The sequence below is a fragment of the Antrihabitans stalagmiti genome, assembly GCF_016482825.1.
GTDB classification, from domain to species: domain Bacteria; phylum Actinomycetota; class Actinomycetes; order Mycobacteriales; family Mycobacteriaceae; genus Antrihabitans; species Antrihabitans stalagmiti.
The window spans coordinates 248819-265169 of sequence record NZ_JAEMNV010000001.1 but is presented as its reverse complement, the minus strand read 5'-3'; the positions used below and the strand labels follow the sequence as shown (position 1 = coordinate 265169).

Here is a 16351-nt window from a genome sequence, read left to right as displayed (position 1 = left end):
GCGCTGTGCCCATAGAAATAGGGGCATCGTTGCCAAAAGCCTCGGGGAGGGTGACTTTTGCAGATTTTGGTGGCCACGTCGACGGCCGAATTGGTAGGCGAACTCGCTGGAGGCAAGGCCCGTGGCCTGCATACGTTGACCTCCAACGGGTTTCGCGTGCCGAATTGGGCTGTGCTCGGCGTCGACGTGTTCGGCGCGTTCATGACCGCGAACGGCCTGGACGCTGATCTCGAAACACTATGCGCTGCAACCGATCTAGACGAGGCGCTGCGGCTGGCAACAGCGCTGCGGCAGCGGATAACGGATGCCGAACTGCCGGAAGCGATCCGCGCGCTCGTCGATCGCGCCTACACCGAGGTCGGCGGCGGGGCCGTCGCGGTCCGATCGTCCGGCGCTGCCGAAGACGGCGCAGCGTTGTCGCACGCGGGTCAATTCGATTCCTATTTGAATGTCAACGATTTCGCCGCTGTGCAGCGTGGCGTCCAGCGTTGTTGGGCATCGGCTTATTCGAACCGTTCGGTCGGGTATTTGTTCACACACGGCGCCCCGATATCGAATGTCGGTATTGCGGTAATCGTTCAGCAACTCGTATCGGCCAAGGCCAGCGGTGTCGTCTTCACCGCCGATCCGATCTCGGGCGCACGCGACGTTGTCGCAGTCAGTTCGGTCTACGGCCTCGGCGAAGGGCTGGTTTCCGGTGCCGTCGATGCCGACTACGTCCGTGTGGACAGAGCCACAGGCGTGATACTCGACCGGGTCGTCGGCGACAAGACCGAGCAGTACCTGCCCGCGACGGACGACGGCTGCACCGTGACGCCCGTTCCCGAGCAACTGCGCAACGAACCGTCGTTGTCGGACGTCGAAATCGCCGAACTGGTCCAGCTCGGCATCGCGATCGAATCGTTCGACACCCGTCCCCTCGATATCGAGTGGGTGAGCGACGGCGCGGCCGTCTGGGTTGTCCAGGCTCGCCCGATCACGACCCTGCACGATGTCGTTTCCCCCGAGTCCGGTGTCGTACGCGGTGCTGCCGAGACCGTGACCGACGACGCGATGCGAATCTGGGACAACTCCAACATCATCGAGAGCTTCAGCGGGATCAGCTCGCCGCTCACCTTCACAACGGCGTCCGACGTCTACGGACGTGTCTACCGCAGCTACGCGCGCTCGCTTCGGGTGTCGCGCAACGAGCTTCGCCAGCTCGACGAGTGGACGCCCGCGATGCTCGGCTACTTCCACGGTCGCGTGTACTACAACCTGCTGCACTGGTATCGGATGGTCGGGATCGCTCCCGGCTATCCGTTGAATCGCCGGGTCCTCGAAGTTGCCCTCGGCGTCGACGAGAACCTCGACGACGACATCGCGAAAACATTGCGGCCGTTCGTGTTCGACTCCGTTGCCCGCCGTGTGGTCGCGCGGACCGTCACCACCGCGACCTACATCAAGCGGTTCGCCGAGATCGACCGCAAAACAGAGCGATTCATGACCGAGTTCTACCGCGTGTACGACGAGTACGAGGCGATCGACTACAACGCACTGTCGGGAGACGAGGTCTACGCACGGTACCGGCGCTGCGAACGCGATCTGGTCGACCGCTGGGGACCGATGATGGTGCTCGACGCGATCTTGCTGACGTCGTCGGGAATGTTGTTCGCGCTCACCAAACTTTTCCTGCGTGACACGCCGGAATGGTTCACCTACGCCGTCGTCAGCCCGGGTTCCGACGTCGAATCCGCCGAACCCGCACGGGTGATGGCGGAATTGGCACGCTTCGTTCGAGCTGACCCCGCATTGACGGAGTTCATCAATACAACTCTCCCGGACGAGGCGTACGGGGCGCTGCAGGCGGCGAAGTCGTCGAGCCCGGCGTGGCAGGATTTCGCCGCACAGGTCGACGACTACATCAGCAGATTCGGGTACCGCAGTCTCGACGAGCTCAAGCTAGAGACACCCGATCTCCGTGAGGATCCGGCGAGCCTGTTCGTCATGCTGCGCAGCGCCATGCCGGATGCGCCACTGAGTCGTCGCAACGATGCCGACACCTATCTCGACGAGCGGCTCGATGGGGTTCGCCGCAGGATCTACGAGGCACTACGCAGCAAGACCAGCCGTGCGCTCGCCAACCGGGAACGGTTGCGCTTCTGCAGAACTCGCGCCTTCGGCATGGTCAAGCGCATGATCCGCGCGATGGGCCGCGACCTCACCGCTCGCGGCGTCCTCGACGAGTTCTCCGATGTGTTCTACCTCCGGCTCGACGAGTTGCACGGCTGCTACGAGGGAACCACCGACGTCACCGAGCTCGCCGGACTGGTTGCAGCTCGCAAAGCTCAGCGCCTCGTGGACGCGGAACTGGTTGCGCCGTCACGATTCACGACGCATGGTCCTGCGCTGAGCGACGCCGAGCTGACGGCACAGGGCTGGATCCCGGTGCACGACAAAGAATCAGCGAAGACCGGCTCGGTTCTGCGTGGCACACCGTCGGCGGCAGGCGTCGTACGAGGAACGGCGGTGGTCGTCACCGAGCCGCGCGACGTTGCCGGCGGCATCCTGATCGCCTATCGGACCGATCCGGGTTGGGTGGCGGCGCTGCCGTCCGCGTCTGCTCTTGTGATCGAACGCGGCAGTCCGCTGACCCACGTCGCAATCGTTGCGCGCGAGCTCGGGATTCCGACCGTCGTTCAGGTCAAGGACGTCACGACCCTCGTTCGAACGGGCATGACGATCGAGATCGACGGCGCCGGTGGCACGGTGCGCATCATCACCGGAGAAGCGGAATGACCGCCGCGACGTCCCGTTCCGAAACGGCGCTGCGCCACTGGCTCACAGCACCTGCGGACGGGCACGGTGTGCACCTCGCCGACGAGTCGGACGGATGGGCATTCCATACCTATGCCGAGCTGGCCGACAGGTCACGCCGAGTGGCGTCGTTGCTGCGGGGGCGTGGATTCGTTGCAGGTGACAGCGCGTGTGTAGTACTACCGACAACTGCGCTGTGCATCGCCGCGTTCTACGGAACATGGTCCGCCGGTGGCGCGTTCACGCCGATCTCGCCGCCGATGTTCGAGGATCTCGAACGCTATACCGAGCACTTGTCCGGCATCCTTGCGCAGGCGGCGCCACGGGTCGTGGTGACCTCCCCCGATGTCGTCGATCTGGTTGCGGCCGCAATGGCGGCGGCGGGCAGGACCGACGCTGCGTTGGTGCTCGACGACGCAACGGTCGCCGCGGCCGAGCCCATTGCAGCGATCGCACCGGCCGGCGAACACTGCCTCGTGCAATTCACCTCCGGCTCGACGGCGACGCCACGTGGCGTGCAGGTCGGGTGGGACAATCTCGACGCCAACATCGACATGATCTGCGACGTGATCGGTTGGCGCGAAGGCGATGCCATCGCATCCTGGCTGCCGCTCTATCACGACATGGGCTTGATCGGCGCATTGCTGACGGCCGTCGCACGGCAGGGCGACCTCTACCTCATGCGACCGGACCAGTTCGTCCGCGACCCCGCTCGGTGGCTGCAAGCCATGCAGTACGCCCAGCATTCACCCTCTCCCGCTTTCGCGCTCGGCTACATCGGACGCAGGGTCGACTCCGAACAGCTGCGTGGCATCGATCTCTCGGGCTGGCGATCGTTGGTCATCGGCTCCGAGCCAGTTCCCGCCGCCGACGCCCTTGCCTTCTCGGCATTGCTCGGCGGCAACGGTTTCCGCCTGTCGACGTTCACGATGGCGTACGGACTCGCCGAGGCGACGTTGCTTGTCACGTCGTCGTCGCGGTCGGCGCCTCTGCAGGCGGTGCGTATCGATTCGTCGACGCTCCGCTTCGGTTCCGCTGTCGACGTTCTCGAACGTCGCGAACTGTCGGACGGCGACGAGATCGAGGGCAGCGGGTGGACGACCGGCCTCGGCTCCACCACAGCCGCGTCGACGGTCACCATCGTCGACACCGATGGAACGCCGCTACCCGATGGCCACCTCGGCGAAGTTGTCGTCGAAGGTTCGTCGGTTGCCCGTGGCTACACCGGCGACGCAGCTACCGCGACGACGCGGTTCGTGGACGGTCGACTGCACACCGGAGATGCCGGATTCCTCTGCGCCGGTGAGCTGTTCGTCTTCGGTCGAATGGGTACGAGTACCAAGGTCATGGGCCGGTCGGTGTTCATGGAAGACGTGGAGGCTCGCGTCGCCGACAGCCTCGGGATCTCCCGCGGAAACATTGCGGCAGTTGCGATCCCCGACGTAGCCGAGATCGTCCTGTTCGTCGAACGTCGATCCGAAGGTCACGATGCCGACTTTGTCGAGCAGGCACGCCACGCTGCGAATGCCGCGATCGGCGGGAGCCGGGTCAGGGTTGTCACCGGCCGGCGTGGACTGATCCGTCGCACGTCGAGTGGCAAGCCGCGGCGTCGGCACATGTGGCAACTGCTCACCGCCGGGGTGCTCGAGACCGACGACAACCTGATCCTGTCGATCGACTACATCCGCGAGTTGCTCGACCGCGCAGCCGAACTGGTGTCGGTACCGCCGAACTGCACAGTCCTGTTGGAAGGCTCCATCGCCGAAGGCTTCGGCAACGACGGGTCCGACATCGACTTTCTGATCGTCTCCCCCGGCGACGAGCCGATGCCGACCATGCCAACGGTGTTGTTCATCGACGGCAGACGCGTCGAAATCCGCACCCGGTCACTGGCACAGCTGCGTGGGCAAGTCGAACGCCTGGCAGCGGGGCAACTCGACGAAGACACGCTCAATCGGGTACAGCGTTTTCACCGTGCCCGAATCGTTCAGGCCGGCGACGTCGACATCGACGCTGTCCGGAACATTCTCCCGTACAACGAGTTCACCGTCGCGATCAGCGCCTGGTGGACCGAACGTGCCACACAGGCGCTCCGCTATGCCGTGGCGCTCGACGCCCTCGGTGCGCGCGAGGAGGCCGGCGACTGGGCTCGTGACGGCCTCACCCAACAGCTGAAGGCCTGGGCAGCAACGCGTGGCGAAGGCTATCTGGAATCGAAGTGGCTTCCGCATCAGCTCGACCGAATCGGTCCCGACCCGCTGATCGACGCGTATCGGGACCTGATGTCCGACAGCTCCACTGCGGAGTCCTATCTCGATCGTGTACTCGACGTCGCTGTCGCAGCCGGTGGTCCTGCAGTGCCGAACGACCCGAATCTTGTTCGACTACGGCGAATTTCGGACATCACAACCTGGCCGATCGGCTCGCGACTGCACGTGGTGCGGGACCGACGTGACGTATTCGGTCTGTCCGACCACGCGGCCGCCGCGTGGCGATCGGTTGTCTTCGGCCAGTCCCTCGCAGCCGTGATCGCCCGGTCGCCCAGCGATGTTCGAAGCGAGCTCGCCGAGTTCCTACGCCTCGGCTTCGTCGGGCTACGGTGGCACGGAGCAGGTTCGATCGAACCTGCACTGGCGATGTGCGACGGCGTCGCGCCGTACACACCGCCACCCGGCACCGCAGTCCCCGCACTCGGAATTGCCGGTGCCGCAAGGACTCCTGGCGAGCACGCCACGCTATCGCCACTGCCTGCACAGCGATTCGCCGAAGCGGCGCTCACCCTGATCTGGTCGAACGTCGTAGCCGAGAACGCCCGCGAAGACCTCACGGGAGCGATCAAGAACTCCCAATGGCAGGTCGCAGGCATTGCAGCGCATCGCCTGATCGCCATGTGCACACGGGTTGTGTTGTCCGCGTTCGGTATACATCCACTTCCCGCAGATGTTGCACCGAGCACGACCATTCGGCGGCTGCTTCCGGCCGGTCCGCAACGCGACGAATTGCTCGAACGCCTCGACCGGGCGCAACGACTGCGCTTCGCACCGCAGTCGACCGCAGCCGATTCGGCGCAGACCGATCTCGCTGTCCTCGACGAGTTGCTGGACTCCGTTCGTGAGATCGCGAACGGCAGCGACTTCCCTTCGTCGTTCGCCTCCCGTGAGCAATGGCGCGCGACACTGGACATCTGCTACGACTGGCTCCGCCTCGGCGGCTACCTGAACAGCCGTCTACCGATCGACGAGGCGCGAGACCTGCTCGAGTCCGGCGGCATTCAGCCGCACACCGTCTCCGAAAACACCACCGCTGCGAAGGAAAGCCGATGACCGACGACACCGTTCGCAGCCTGGTCGCATCGATGGCACCGAGCCGTCCGACGACCGTCACCGACGATCAGCGTCTCGTCGAAGACCTGGGATACGACTCGCTCCGGCTTATGGAGCTGACAGTGGTACTGGAGCGCGCCTTTTCGCTGCCCCCGTTCCGGCCGGAGCAACTCGCCGGGGTGCGTACAGCGGGCGCGGTTGTGACGTTGATCGACAACACCATGGCCAAGGAGGTCGAACAGTGACGCCGGGCAAGGTACTGCTCACGGGCGCAAGCGGTCTGGTCGGCGTCGAGGTCCTTGCTCGCCTCGTCGCTGCGGGCACCGCGGTCACCGCTGCGGTGCACAGCAACTCGGCGTTCGTCGCCAACGACGGCAGTACCGTCGATTCGAGTCGATTCGACACTGTCGACGCAAACGTCCGCCGACCGTCGTTCGGTTTCTCGGACAACGTTCGCCGTGCACTCGGCGGGTCGCAGACGTGCCTCGTGCACTGTGCCGCAACAACCGATTTCGGAGCGCCGACAACCGAGTACGACGAACTCAACGTTGCGGGCACCGCCAACGCGATCGCGCTGGCACTCGAGTGGGACATTCCGTTCGTCTACGTCAGTACCGCGTACGTGTGCGGCCTCCGCAACGGTGTGATTCGTGAAAGCGAACTCGACACCGGTCAACGCTTCGGCAACGACTACGAGAACAGCAAGTTCCGCGCGGAATTGCTTGTCAAGGAGGCGATCACCCGGGGTTTGCGAGCAACCGTCGTCCGCCCGTCGATCGTCACCGGGCTGGCAAGCGACGGCGCGATCCGCGACCACAAGAATCTGTATCCGGTCGTGAAGCTGATCGTCGAAGCCAAACTGCGTTCGCTGCCAGGACGTTACGACGCGACGCTCGCGCTCGTCCCTGTCGATCACGTCGCGGACGTGATCACCGCGGTCGTGCACAACATCGACGACGTCATCGGTACGACGTTCCATGCGGTCGGGCGCGATGCGCTCTCGCTTCGGGACGTGTCCGACGTCTTTGCCGAGTACCCCTCGTTCGCTGTCGCGAAGTTCGTTCCGCCGTCTACGTTTTCGGTCGACGACCTAGGTCGTGACGAGCGCGAGTACTTCACGCGGATCGGTTCGCTGTACACAACGTATTTCGATCGTCGACCGGCTTTCGAGTACACCAATACGGCCGACATTCTCGGCATCAAAGCACCGGCAACGGGTCAGGAGTACCTACGACTGCTACTCGACAGCTGCCTCGAAACCGGCTACCTCGGTGACACGCTGCCCTCGATCGAACAGATCCTCCGGCAACACGGATTGGGTGAGAAATGACCGTGACCGCCGACCACAGAACGCCCTTGGACACTCTCACGACCATGCCCGAGAAGTCCGCTGCATACACCCACGACACCTACTACCTCGAAACCGCCGACCAACTCGCGACGCTGGACATCGATGCGCACACCTTCGCGCATCGCCACGGTCTACTGTTTCTCAAACCAGATGCCATCGCCGCCCGCGCCGTCGAACCGACAGTGGAGTGGTTGCAGGCGAACAGTTTTCGTATCGTCAGCGCACGCAAGGTCGTCGCGGACCGACATCTGGTGAGGGCGCTGTGGTACTTCCAGTGGAATATCGCATCACCGGAACGTCGGCGGCTTGCCGAGCTGCTGGTCGACATTTCGTCCGCGCTGCTGCTCGTGGTCACCGATACAGCTGACGAGGTACCGACGTCGGTCCGACTGACCGACCGCAAGGGACCGACCGCTCCGTCGAAACGACGTCCCGGCGAGCTACGGCACCTGCTCGGCGGCAGCAGCTACCTGTTGAACATGGTGCACACCGCCGACGAGCCTGCGGATGTTCTTCGGGAACTCGGGGTCTACCTCACCGAATCCGACCGTGCCGCCGTCATTGCCGAGTCCGTCCGGGGCGCCGACCGTAGCGGCGACGCACGGCACCTCGGCTCGGAGATCTACACCGATTGTCCCTCACGCAGTTTCGATCGCGCTCATGCCGAAGCGGTGCTTCGCGAGCAACTCCGGGATGCGAATCTGCCCGCGGCGGTGCGGGATTCGGCCGACGGGGTGCAGGTCGCCACTACGTCGGACGCCGGCTGGGCTGCTGTGATCCTCGCTTGCTGGCAGCACGGTGTCCGGCTCGACCCGTGGGCCACGCTTGTCGTCGGCTCCGCAGTACTTCCGATGAGAACTCCGACCGGGACGCAAACCCTCGGCCCCGTCGGACCCGCACAATGGCACACCAACCGATACGGAGGCACCACATGACCACGACGATCTCGCGCCCGTCGGGTGTGCACACCATCCCACGAGAGTTGGTGCACCGTATCGCCATTGCCGAGGTGTTCGTCACCTCGATCGCCGCGCGCAGCGAAGCTGAATTCGTCACGACCGCACAGTTGCCGCGCTCGCACGCCTACTTCGGCGACCACACCGGTGGTCTCGAATTCCGGTACGACCCGATGATGGTGATGGAGGCCGCACGCCAATCCGGTATGGCGGTGGTGCACAGCTACTTCGGCATTCCGTTCGACCGCGCCTTTCTCCTGCGCACCTTCAACGGAACAGCGGCGGCAGGGCCGGTATGGGAAATCGAGGCCCAGCCTGCGGAATTGGAGCTCGTCACCCGCATCACGCGACTGTACAAGACCGACGACGCGCTCACCGGTCTGAGCGTCGAGGTCGAGGTGACGCGACGCGGCGTGCGGATGCTGAGCGTCGACAGCAAGTTCTCCTGGATCGAGCGCAAACAATGGGACCTGTTGCGACGCAACGTCCGCAAGGCTGCTGGACTAAGCGACCTGTTCACGGAAGCACTCCCCCTCGGCACCCGCGCTACGCCGGCCGAAGTCGGCCGACAGTTGGCGTCGAACGTCGTCATCTCGTCGCCTCGGACTGCCGGTGACGCGACCATCGCAACACTCGTCTCGGACACGAACCACGCAACGATGTTCGATCATCCCGTCGACCACGTGCCGGGTTCGTTGCAGATCGAAGCGTGCCGACAGCTGGGAGTGTCCGCGCTGAACAGTCGAACCGGTTGCGGAACAGCCGCACTCGACAGCGTGCAGAGCAACTTCACGGGCTTCCTCGAACTGGACCGACCGAGCGAGATCACGGCCACGGTCGTCACCGTCGACGACGGCCACGCCACGATCAGGGCCACGATCGATCAGTTCGGCCGCACCGCAGCGCATTTCGAACTCGGCTTCACGCTGCCGTTCGGCGCTCGAAGCGACCGTTGAACGTGGGCGATCTCTCGGTGGCAAACGTGTTGACGACAACACGAACGTTCCGCCGAAAGCTGGACCTCACCCGCCCCGTGCCGCGCGAGGTGATCATGGGGTGTCTCGACCTCGCCGTGCATGCGCCGAGCGGATCCAACAGGCAGGGTTGGCGATTCGTCGTCATCGACGAGCCCGACCTTCGCGCGGCGATTGCTCACTACTACAGGCTCGGTTCCGCGGCGAATCTGTCCGGCAGAGTTCCGACGCCGGAGCAACTCGCGGACTTCGAATCAGCCACCTACCTGGCCGATCATCTGCACGAGGTGCCCGCTCTGGTACTTGCGTGTCAGAGCGGCCGACCACCGACGTCGCCTGCGAAGCTGGCGAGCTTCTACGGATCGATCTTTCCTGCGGTCTGGAGTTTTATGCTCGCGTTGCGCTCGCAGGGTCTGGGAACAAGTCTGACGACGGCCCATCTGGCACACGAGCGTGCAGTCGCCGATGTGGTCGGACTTCCGTTCGACTCGGTCACGCAGGTTGCTCTGCTGCCAGTCGCCTATCTACGGGCGGGCAACGTCTCCCCCGGCGCTCGGATACCTGCGGAGCGGGTGACGTCGTGGAACGGCTGGACTTCGAGCGAGCAAACACAGTGAACGGTTCCTCCGTCGGGCGGATCGTCGACTTCGTCAGAGTCATGTATCGACCGCACTATGCGCTGTACGGGTTGCTGTGGGTGCTCGCGCTGGAGGGCACGGCAGCGCTGGTATCCGGTGTGCCCGTCCGCTGGCATCCCACCTGGGAGACAGCGGTTCGGCTACTGGTCGTACTGGTGGTTCTGCTTTATCTGCGGATGGTCGACGAGCAGAAGGACCTCGAGTACGACAGGATCAACAATCCGGATCGACCGTTGGTCACCGGCGCGATAAGCGCGACCGAACTGCGCGTGTCGATGGCGTTGATCGGAATTGTCTCCGTCGCAGCAAGTCTCACGTTGTCCGTCGCTTCGGCTGTGACGATCACCGCTGCGCTGGCGTACGGATTGTTCCTGTGGGCGGCGGAGGAAACCGTACCTGCGGTTCGACGCAACATCATGGTCAACCTCGTCATCACCTATCCGGTGCAGCTTCTGGTCACGGCATACGTCGTCGTGTCGGCGATCGACACCGGCCAGGTAGAGCAGCAGTGGCAGGCCTACGCGACAGCGATCATCTTCGCGGGCGCGTTCCTCCAGTTCGAGTTTGCGCGCAAGACCACGAAAATGATTGCACCGGAGCAGTTGCTGTATTCGAACACACTCGGCGCGACCGGCAGCGCGGTCACGACAGTGCTGTTCGCCGCGGCTGCGGTTGCGGCAGACCTGTTGCTCGCGCAGCCGTGGCAACTCGGTGGCGCGGCAGCGGTCATCGGCTGGATTCCGTTGGTGCTGATCGTGATCCCACTCGTTGGTCTGCGGGAGTTCCTGCGCACACCACGCGAGACGTTTCCACTCGGTCCACCGGTGGTCTTCATCATCGCTTTGTACGCGACGTTGATCGCACAGGCTGCTACCGCGTGAGGTCGTCCTCGCTGGAGGGTGCCAACGTCGGCAGCCACACTGGCAGCGACACCAGAGCTACGACAGTGACGACGAGGTAGCCCGTCGCTGCGAGCACCACCTGCTCGGAGATAGCGAATGAGCGACCCTCCGCCGTCCACTCCGTGGGCACCGCAACCACGAACAGCGGCACGTAGAACCAGACGGCCGTCGCAATTGTCAGCACCCGGGCCACCCGCGATACACAGCGCCACGACGCGCAGCAGAGCCAGATCAGCGTCGGAACGATCCAGACGAAATGATGCGGCCAGGTCACAGGCGACACGAGCAGCGCTGTGTAGCCGACGACAATCGTCGCAACGAGGTCGTTGCCTCGCCGGTGCACCGCCGCCGCACCGATCAGACCAGCAACCCCGGCGACCGCGCTGACGAGGAGCCACCAGTGCGACGTGGCGAAGGTTTGCGACGCTCGAGCGAGCAGTCCCGGCAGCGACTGGTTCTGCACGTCGGCGAGGTCGGCGACCCGATTCGCCTGCAGGAAAACACCATCGAACCAGTAGGTTCGCGAATCGGTTGGCAGCGCAACAAATCCGACCGCGAGTGTCGCGACGAAGGCGGCAAGCCCGCGCGCGGCGTCCGCTCGTCTGCCGATACACAGGTTGTAGACGAGAAACAGCAACGGCCACAGCTTGATTCCTGCAGCGACACCCGTCGCTACACCTCGCCAACGCTGCGGTACGACACCGGCCGCGTCCAGCAATAGCAGTGCGAGCAGGACCATATTGATCTGCCCGAGCGTCGTACTCGCCAGGACGGGCACGAGTAGCGAACCTGCGATCGTGCCAACCGCTGACCAGCGAAGTCGACGACTGCGGTCGGCAATTCCGCACCAGCCCAACGTGATCCAGCAGACCAGGCTCAGTGCCACGACGCAGACGAATACCCACAGCACCTGCGAAAGCCCCTGTGCGAGTATCGACATAGGCGTGAACAGCAGCGCAGCGAACGGCGGATAGGTGTATTCCATATCGCCGAACGCCGACGACTCGACGACGAGGTCGTAGAGGGGAACACCGTTGCGTACAGCTCGGCCGGCGGCGTCGTAGACACCGAAGTCCGCCATCCAGATGCTCGTCGAGCGCAACAGCGCGGCCTGCACCGCCGTCATGACAACCGCGACTGCCCCGAGCAGGAGGAGAGGTTTGTATCCGGACCGCGACGAGGGGTCGCGCGCATCATCTTCGGTCGCGGGATTCATCACCCGTCAGGCTAGCGGCTGGACATCAGCTGCGCGCCGGAAGCAGGACCCAGGCAGGAACCCAGTGCGTCACGTCCTTCTTCTTCGAACCGTAGGCGATTTCGTAGGTCACCAGTCCCCACCAGTCGCCGGATTCGCACAACCCCCAGCACGTGAGTCGACCGTCGACCACCTTGTGCATCTGCAGGCCGCTCGGGTTGTAGCGGCCGCTGCGATGCGGCTGCCGCGGAAACAGCGTCGTCAAGTCGACCAGCACTTTGATCGGCGGATCGACTCGACGGAACGGATCACGGATCGGCTGCCCGTTGTATCCGATCGACTGTAGATCCACTGTTCGATCATACGTTCGATCTGTCCGATTGGAAGTGCCTCACATCATCATCGGGGCGAGGATGTAGCTCGCGTTCACCGCTGGCGCACCCGATTCGATCGAGGTTTGCACGTCGAAGTTCTGGACGTTGTGACCGGTCACACCCGAGCCGTTGGTCGTTGCGCCCATGTAGTCGTTGGTCGACACGAAGTTCGCGACTGCACCGAGGCTGCCGTATCCGTAGGAGATCTCGAGCGGGAAGACGGGGGTGGAGTTGTTCGACACCGCGGTCACGATCTCTGTCTCGTGCGGCGCCAGGGTCCGATGTGGTCCCGCAATCCAAGAACCGTAGGGATTGGTCGAGTTGGCAAGCCACAGGGTCTGGTTCGTGTCGTTGGTGATCGTCATCGCGGTGGTGGGAGCGTTCGTGGGCAGCGTGCCTGCGGATGCCACTCCTGCCATCCCGACCATCGTTGCGATGGCCGCTGTGGCCGCGAGTGGAGCGAGGATGAGGCGGCGGCGGTTCGTGGTGTTCATTGGATTGGACCTTTCGAGAATCTGCCTGCGGCGCATCTGCCGTTGCGTTAACTATCCATCGGGGCACATCCGCGTGGCATCCACCAAAGAGGTCGTTTACCAGGGGATTTCCGTGTCCCCCGATCGGGGGACAACGTCTGAGACAGCCGCTCGAAAGCCCTCTCCGCAAATAGTTGCCTGCGGCAGGCAGGTAATTTAGAGTGGAAACATGAGTCGGCTGGAAAATCTGTTGGGTGCGCAAGCGTTGGCCGTGACCGACCGGCTGCTCACGGCCGACGGCGACGGCGAATCCTCCCTGTCTGCATCTGAGCGAGCCGCCCTGGTCACGCTCTACACCTATCCCGATCACCTGGTTTCGTGGCTGGGCGGAGTGCTCGGGCTCACGAGTTCGGGCATCACACGCTTGGTCCACCGGCTCGAAACCGCAGGCTGGGTGACTAGGACTACCGGGTCGGACGCTCGTTGTCGTCGAGTCGGCCTGACAGCTGCCGGGCGTGCCCGCGCGCACGCTGCCCTACACGCTCGCAACGCCGCGATGGCCGAACTGCTCGGCCCACTGTCCGAGCCCGACCGCCGTGAACTGGAGCGGCTGTTCGAGCTGCTCGTCGGCAATCTCGCCGAGACCCGACTTCCCGCCCTGCAGGTGTGTCGCCTTTGTGACAGGTCCGCGTGTGCGGGCGAGGGTAAGAGGTGTCCGCTGGCCCACACCGACACCGGGGACAACGACGATGACTGACCTCGCCACCAAGCCCGCGGAGCCGACGAGCGCAACGGTCCGCACCGTGCTGCCAGGGGCGGCGATGATCGCGGTGACCTTCGGTCTGGCTCGGTACGGCTACGGACTACTTCTGCCCGACATGCAGTCCGACCTGGCATTGACGCCGGGTGCCGCTGGGCTCATCGCGTCGGGCACGTATCTGTCGTACCTGTTCGCCAACATCGGTGTGGTTTCCGTCGCGCGGCGGGTAGGTCCGCGCGGTGCGATCGGCATCGCCGCACTGTTCGCAACGGTCGGTATGGCAATCGTCGCCGCTGCGAGCAGCGCGCTGATGATGGCAGTCGGCGTTGTCGTGGCCGGCGCGGCTGCGGGATTCGCGTTCCCGCCGTATGCCGACCTCGTCGCCCGTGAGGTGCCACCCCGGCGGCGCGACCTCGCATGGTCGACAATCAGTTCGGGCACCGGATGGGGCGTCGCCATTGCCGGACCGATCGCCATCGTCGCCGGTGAACAGTGGCGGATCGCGTGGATGGTCTTCGTCGCGATAGCCCTGGCAGTGGGTTTTGCCGCAGTTCTGGCTGCGCCGCCGAACAGAGGAACCGACCAGCTGCGACGTCCGCAGCTGAGCTGGACCTGGTTCGTGTGCCCGAGGTCGCGGCCCCTTCTTGTGTCGACCGTGTTGATCGGTATCGGTACCGCAGTGTTCTGGGTCTTCAGCGTCGACGCGCTTCGCCATGCCGGTCTCGACTCGACATCGGCTCGAATCGTCTACGCGGTGTGCGGCGTCGCCGGCATCCTCGCCTCTGCCAGCGGCGCAGTCTTCGCCCGATTCGGGCTCCGCACCGGCTACCTCGTGGCCTGCGCGCTGCTCGCAGGCTCTCTTGCGTTGCTTGCAGTGACAGACGGTCGGCTGCTGCCTGCCATGGCTGCGGCGATAATGTTCGGCGTGTTCTTCAACACCGTCATTGCCGCACAGGGCATTTGGAGCTCTCGGGTGTTCGCCGAACACCCGTCCGCCGGACTCTCCGCCATCAACACCGCCCTCACCGTCGGGACTCTTGTCGGACCCACGGTCGCAGGTACGGCGATCACCACGTTCGGCTACCCGGCGACACTCGCAGGTGCAGCTGTAGCCGTTCTCACCGCGCTGGCATTCTGCCCGCCGAGCGAGCACCGCCGCCGAGTTCTTGCCGCGCATGTGTGCCACGCGGCCTCGGTACGGAGCTGACTCACCGAAGGAGAAGCAACGCCACCTGCACTGCCCCGGCTGCAACCAAAGCTGCAGGGCCCGTGAGCAGTTGGCGGAACAGGTCCAACGGAACCCGACCAAGACCGGTTTCGAGGACCACACCGCCCAACTGCGTCGGCGGTCGGCGACGGGCGCGGTATACCGCGACAAGAGCTCCGAGCGGCGCGATGACGAGCACTCCCCACCCTGTCGAATACACAGCTGGGGCCGAGGCCAGCCACACGCCGAGTATCGCGAGTGCAGGTATCGGCAGATGACAGAGACGCAGCCGAATATCGCTACCCCCCAACGCAAATCGTAATGCAGCGGAACCGCACACGTCTCGAAGTCCGCCGCTGCATGACATGCCGACGACGAAGCAGGCGACGAGTTGGGTGATCGCAACGAGCACAGGCGAACCCACCGCGTGCACTGCATATGGGCAGACCGACGCCGCGCCGACAACCGTCCAGGTCCCTCGGTGACGTCGGAGACGACGCAGATCGGCGGCGATGAGGGTGCCGACTCCGGTGCCTGCGAAGCCACGCGATGTCACCGTGCCGACTCGACGCCACCTCCGAGCCTCCAGCGCGCCGGACAGATAGGACGGATCGAGCGCGGTGCACGCGGCGGAGATGCCTGTAATCAGATCCGTGGACCCGCCGAGGGCAGCACGGTCGATGCGTCCCGACCACCGCAGCGCGGCGACGAACAGCACGACCGCCACACCCGCCGTCAGCACGGCAGTCGGCGAGCCGAGCGACATCGGAAATACCTCCGCAGGAACAGTATTCGAGGCGGCGGCTACCGCAATACCGAATCCAGCTGCCCACAGGCCACCGATCAGGAGAACCAGCAAACGTCGCACCGTCACGAAGATCTGGCCGAAGACCGCGATACTCAGCAATCCCGACCACCCAGCGGCAGCGTAGCCACCCAACACCCACCAGTCCGACACGGTCGGGAAGACGAACGTCACCGATCGCGCTGTCCCGACACCCATCGCCAGTGCGATGGTCGTCAGCCCGCAGATCCGGAGCGTCAGTGCCGCGCGCCTGTCTACTCGACCCGACAGAATCCACGCCAACTCCCCCGCCTCGGCGCTCACCGGGCCGAGCGCACGGAACAGTTGCATCGAAACCGCCGCAAGGATCAGGACGAGCGCCCACGCGTACCACTGACCGACAACAGTATCGATGCTGACCGAGAACAATTGGTGTGTAGATGAATTCGCCGCTGCTCTCCCGGATGGCAGCTGAGCTGACCACCAAAGGATCCCGGAACAGACATATGCGGGCACACCCCACACCGCGAGGATCGACAGCGCACCTCGCCGTGGCCGCCGGTTTTGCTGCCGGAGGCGGACCCACTTACGCAGCGTTCGGGCCGATTGCAGCGTATC

At 64.5% G+C, this 16351-nt stretch carries 14 protein-coding genes; 10 read left to right on the top strand and 4 right to left on the bottom strand.

What is annotated here, in order from left to right; all coding sequences use genetic code 11:
- Positions 1 to 57 precede the first annotated feature (57 nt).
- Genes JGU71_RS01275 through JGU71_RS01240 form a run of 8 tightly spaced genes read left to right on the top strand, consistent with a single transcriptional unit; the run spans position 58 to position 10919 of the window.
- Positions 58 to 2778: a phosphoenolpyruvate synthase gene (locus tag JGU71_RS01275; protein ID WP_233528560.1), complete on the top strand. Its 2721-nt coding sequence runs from the start codon at positions 58 to 60 to the stop codon at positions 2776 to 2778.
- Entirely contained in the window at positions 2775 to 6119 is a 3345-nt protein-coding gene (locus JGU71_RS01270; protein ID WP_199701211.1) for an AMP-binding protein, read from the top strand. Before JGU71_RS01275 ends, JGU71_RS01270 begins: the two co-directional genes overlap by 4 nt.
- Positions 6116 to 6364 carry an acyl carrier protein gene (locus tag JGU71_RS01265; protein ID WP_199701209.1) on the top strand — a complete coding sequence of 83 codons (249 nt, stop codon included), beginning with the start codon at positions 6116 to 6118 and terminating at the stop codon, positions 6362 to 6364. Before JGU71_RS01270 ends, JGU71_RS01265 begins: the two co-directional genes overlap by 4 nt.
- Positions 6361 to 7449, top strand: a complete 1089-nt coding sequence (locus JGU71_RS01260; protein WP_199701207.1) for an SDR family oxidoreductase — start codon at positions 6361 to 6363, stop codon at positions 7447 to 7449. Before JGU71_RS01265 ends, JGU71_RS01260 begins: the two co-directional genes overlap by 4 nt.
- 44 nt (positions 7450 to 7493) lie before the next feature.
- Entirely contained in the window at positions 7494 to 8405 is a 912-nt protein-coding gene (locus JGU71_RS01255; RefSeq protein WP_233528559.1) for a nucleoside-diphosphate kinase, read from the top strand.
- Positions 8402 to 9382 (top strand): ScbA/BarX family gamma-butyrolactone biosynthesis protein, encoded by a 981-nt coding sequence (locus JGU71_RS01250; protein WP_199701204.1) that lies wholly within the window; start codon positions 8402 to 8404, stop codon positions 9380 to 9382. The genes JGU71_RS01255 and JGU71_RS01250 overlap by 4 nt, the downstream gene beginning before the upstream one ends.
- A 26-nt stretch (positions 9383 to 9408) precedes the next feature.
- Positions 9409 to 10017, top strand: coding sequence for a nitroreductase family protein (locus JGU71_RS01245; RefSeq protein ID WP_307829442.1), 609 nt, complete (start codon positions 9409 to 9411; stop codon positions 10015 to 10017).
- Complete coding sequence (locus JGU71_RS01240; RefSeq protein ID WP_307829441.1) at positions 10014 to 10919, top strand: hypothetical protein; 906 nt, start codon at positions 10014 to 10016, stop codon at positions 10917 to 10919. Before JGU71_RS01245 ends, JGU71_RS01240 begins: the two co-directional genes overlap by 4 nt.
- Here JGU71_RS01240 and JGU71_RS01235 read toward each other — a convergent pair.
- Genes JGU71_RS01235 through JGU71_RS01225 form a run of 3 tightly spaced genes read right to left on the bottom strand, consistent with a single transcriptional unit; the run spans position 10909 to position 13003 of the window.
- Entirely contained in the window at positions 10909 to 12156 is a 1248-nt protein-coding gene (locus tag JGU71_RS01235) for a glycosyltransferase 87 family protein (RefSeq protein WP_199701201.1), read from the bottom strand. The two genes, JGU71_RS01240 and JGU71_RS01235, sit on opposite strands and share 11 nt — an antisense overlap.
- Before the next feature lie 25 nt (positions 12157 to 12181).
- A complete protein-coding gene (locus JGU71_RS01230; protein WP_199701198.1) occupies positions 12182 to 12487 on the bottom strand; it encodes a hypothetical protein in 306 nt (101 codons plus the stop codon).
- Between the two features lie 39 nt (positions 12488 to 12526).
- Complete coding sequence (locus JGU71_RS01225; protein ID WP_199701197.1) at positions 12527 to 13003, bottom strand: hypothetical protein; 477 nt, start codon at positions 13001 to 13003, stop codon at positions 12527 to 12529.
- Positions 13004 to 13211: 208 nt separating this feature from the next.
- Here JGU71_RS01225 and JGU71_RS01220 point away from each other — a divergent pair, with 208 nt between their 5' ends.
- Together JGU71_RS01220 and JGU71_RS01215 are read left to right on the top strand one after the other, a co-directional pair.
- A complete protein-coding gene (locus JGU71_RS01220) occupies positions 13212 to 13739 on the top strand; it encodes a MarR family winged helix-turn-helix transcriptional regulator (RefSeq protein WP_199701196.1) in 528 nt (175 codons plus the stop codon).
- Entirely contained in the window at positions 13732 to 14949 is a 1218-nt protein-coding gene (locus tag JGU71_RS01215; RefSeq protein ID WP_199701194.1) for an MFS transporter, read from the top strand. Before JGU71_RS01220 ends, JGU71_RS01215 begins: the two co-directional genes overlap by 8 nt.
- Position 14950: 1 nt before the next feature.
- Here JGU71_RS01215 and JGU71_RS01210 read toward each other — a convergent pair whose 3' ends face one another.
- A complete protein-coding gene (locus tag JGU71_RS01210) occupies positions 14951 to 16162 on the bottom strand; it encodes a DUF6297 family protein (protein WP_199701192.1) in 1212 nt (403 codons plus the stop codon).
- Positions 16163 to 16351: the final 189 nt, after the last annotated feature.

Excerpts from the sequence above, each read along its gene's own strand:
- JGU71_RS01235 (WP_199701201.1), bottom strand. The coding sequence starts at position 12,156 with ATGAATCCCGCGACCGAAGATGATGCGCGCGACCCCTCGTCGCGGTCC.
- JGU71_RS01220 (WP_199701196.1), top strand. The coding sequence starts at position 13,212 with ATGAGTCGGCTGGAAAATCTGTTGGGTGCGCAAGCGTTGGCCGTGACC.
- JGU71_RS01265 (WP_199701209.1), top strand. The coding sequence starts at position 6,116 with ATGACCGACGACACCGTTCGCAGCCTGGTCGCATCGATGGCACCGAGC.
- JGU71_RS01215 (WP_199701194.1), top strand. The coding sequence starts at position 13,732 with ATGACTGACCTCGCCACCAAGCCCGCGGAGCCGACGAGCGCAACGGTC.
- JGU71_RS01270 (WP_199701211.1), top strand. The coding sequence starts at position 2,775 with ATGACCGCCGCGACGTCCCGTTCCGAAACGGCGCTGCGCCACTGGCTC.
- JGU71_RS01255 (WP_233528559.1), top strand. The coding sequence starts at position 7,494 with ATGCCCGAGAAGTCCGCTGCATACACCCACGACACCTACTACCTCGAA.
- JGU71_RS01250 (WP_199701204.1), top strand. The coding sequence starts at position 8,402 with ATGACCACGACGATCTCGCGCCCGTCGGGTGTGCACACCATCCCACGA.
- JGU71_RS01225 (WP_199701197.1), bottom strand. The coding sequence starts at position 13,003 with ATGAACACCACGAACCGCCGCCGCCTCATCCTCGCTCCACTCGCGGCC.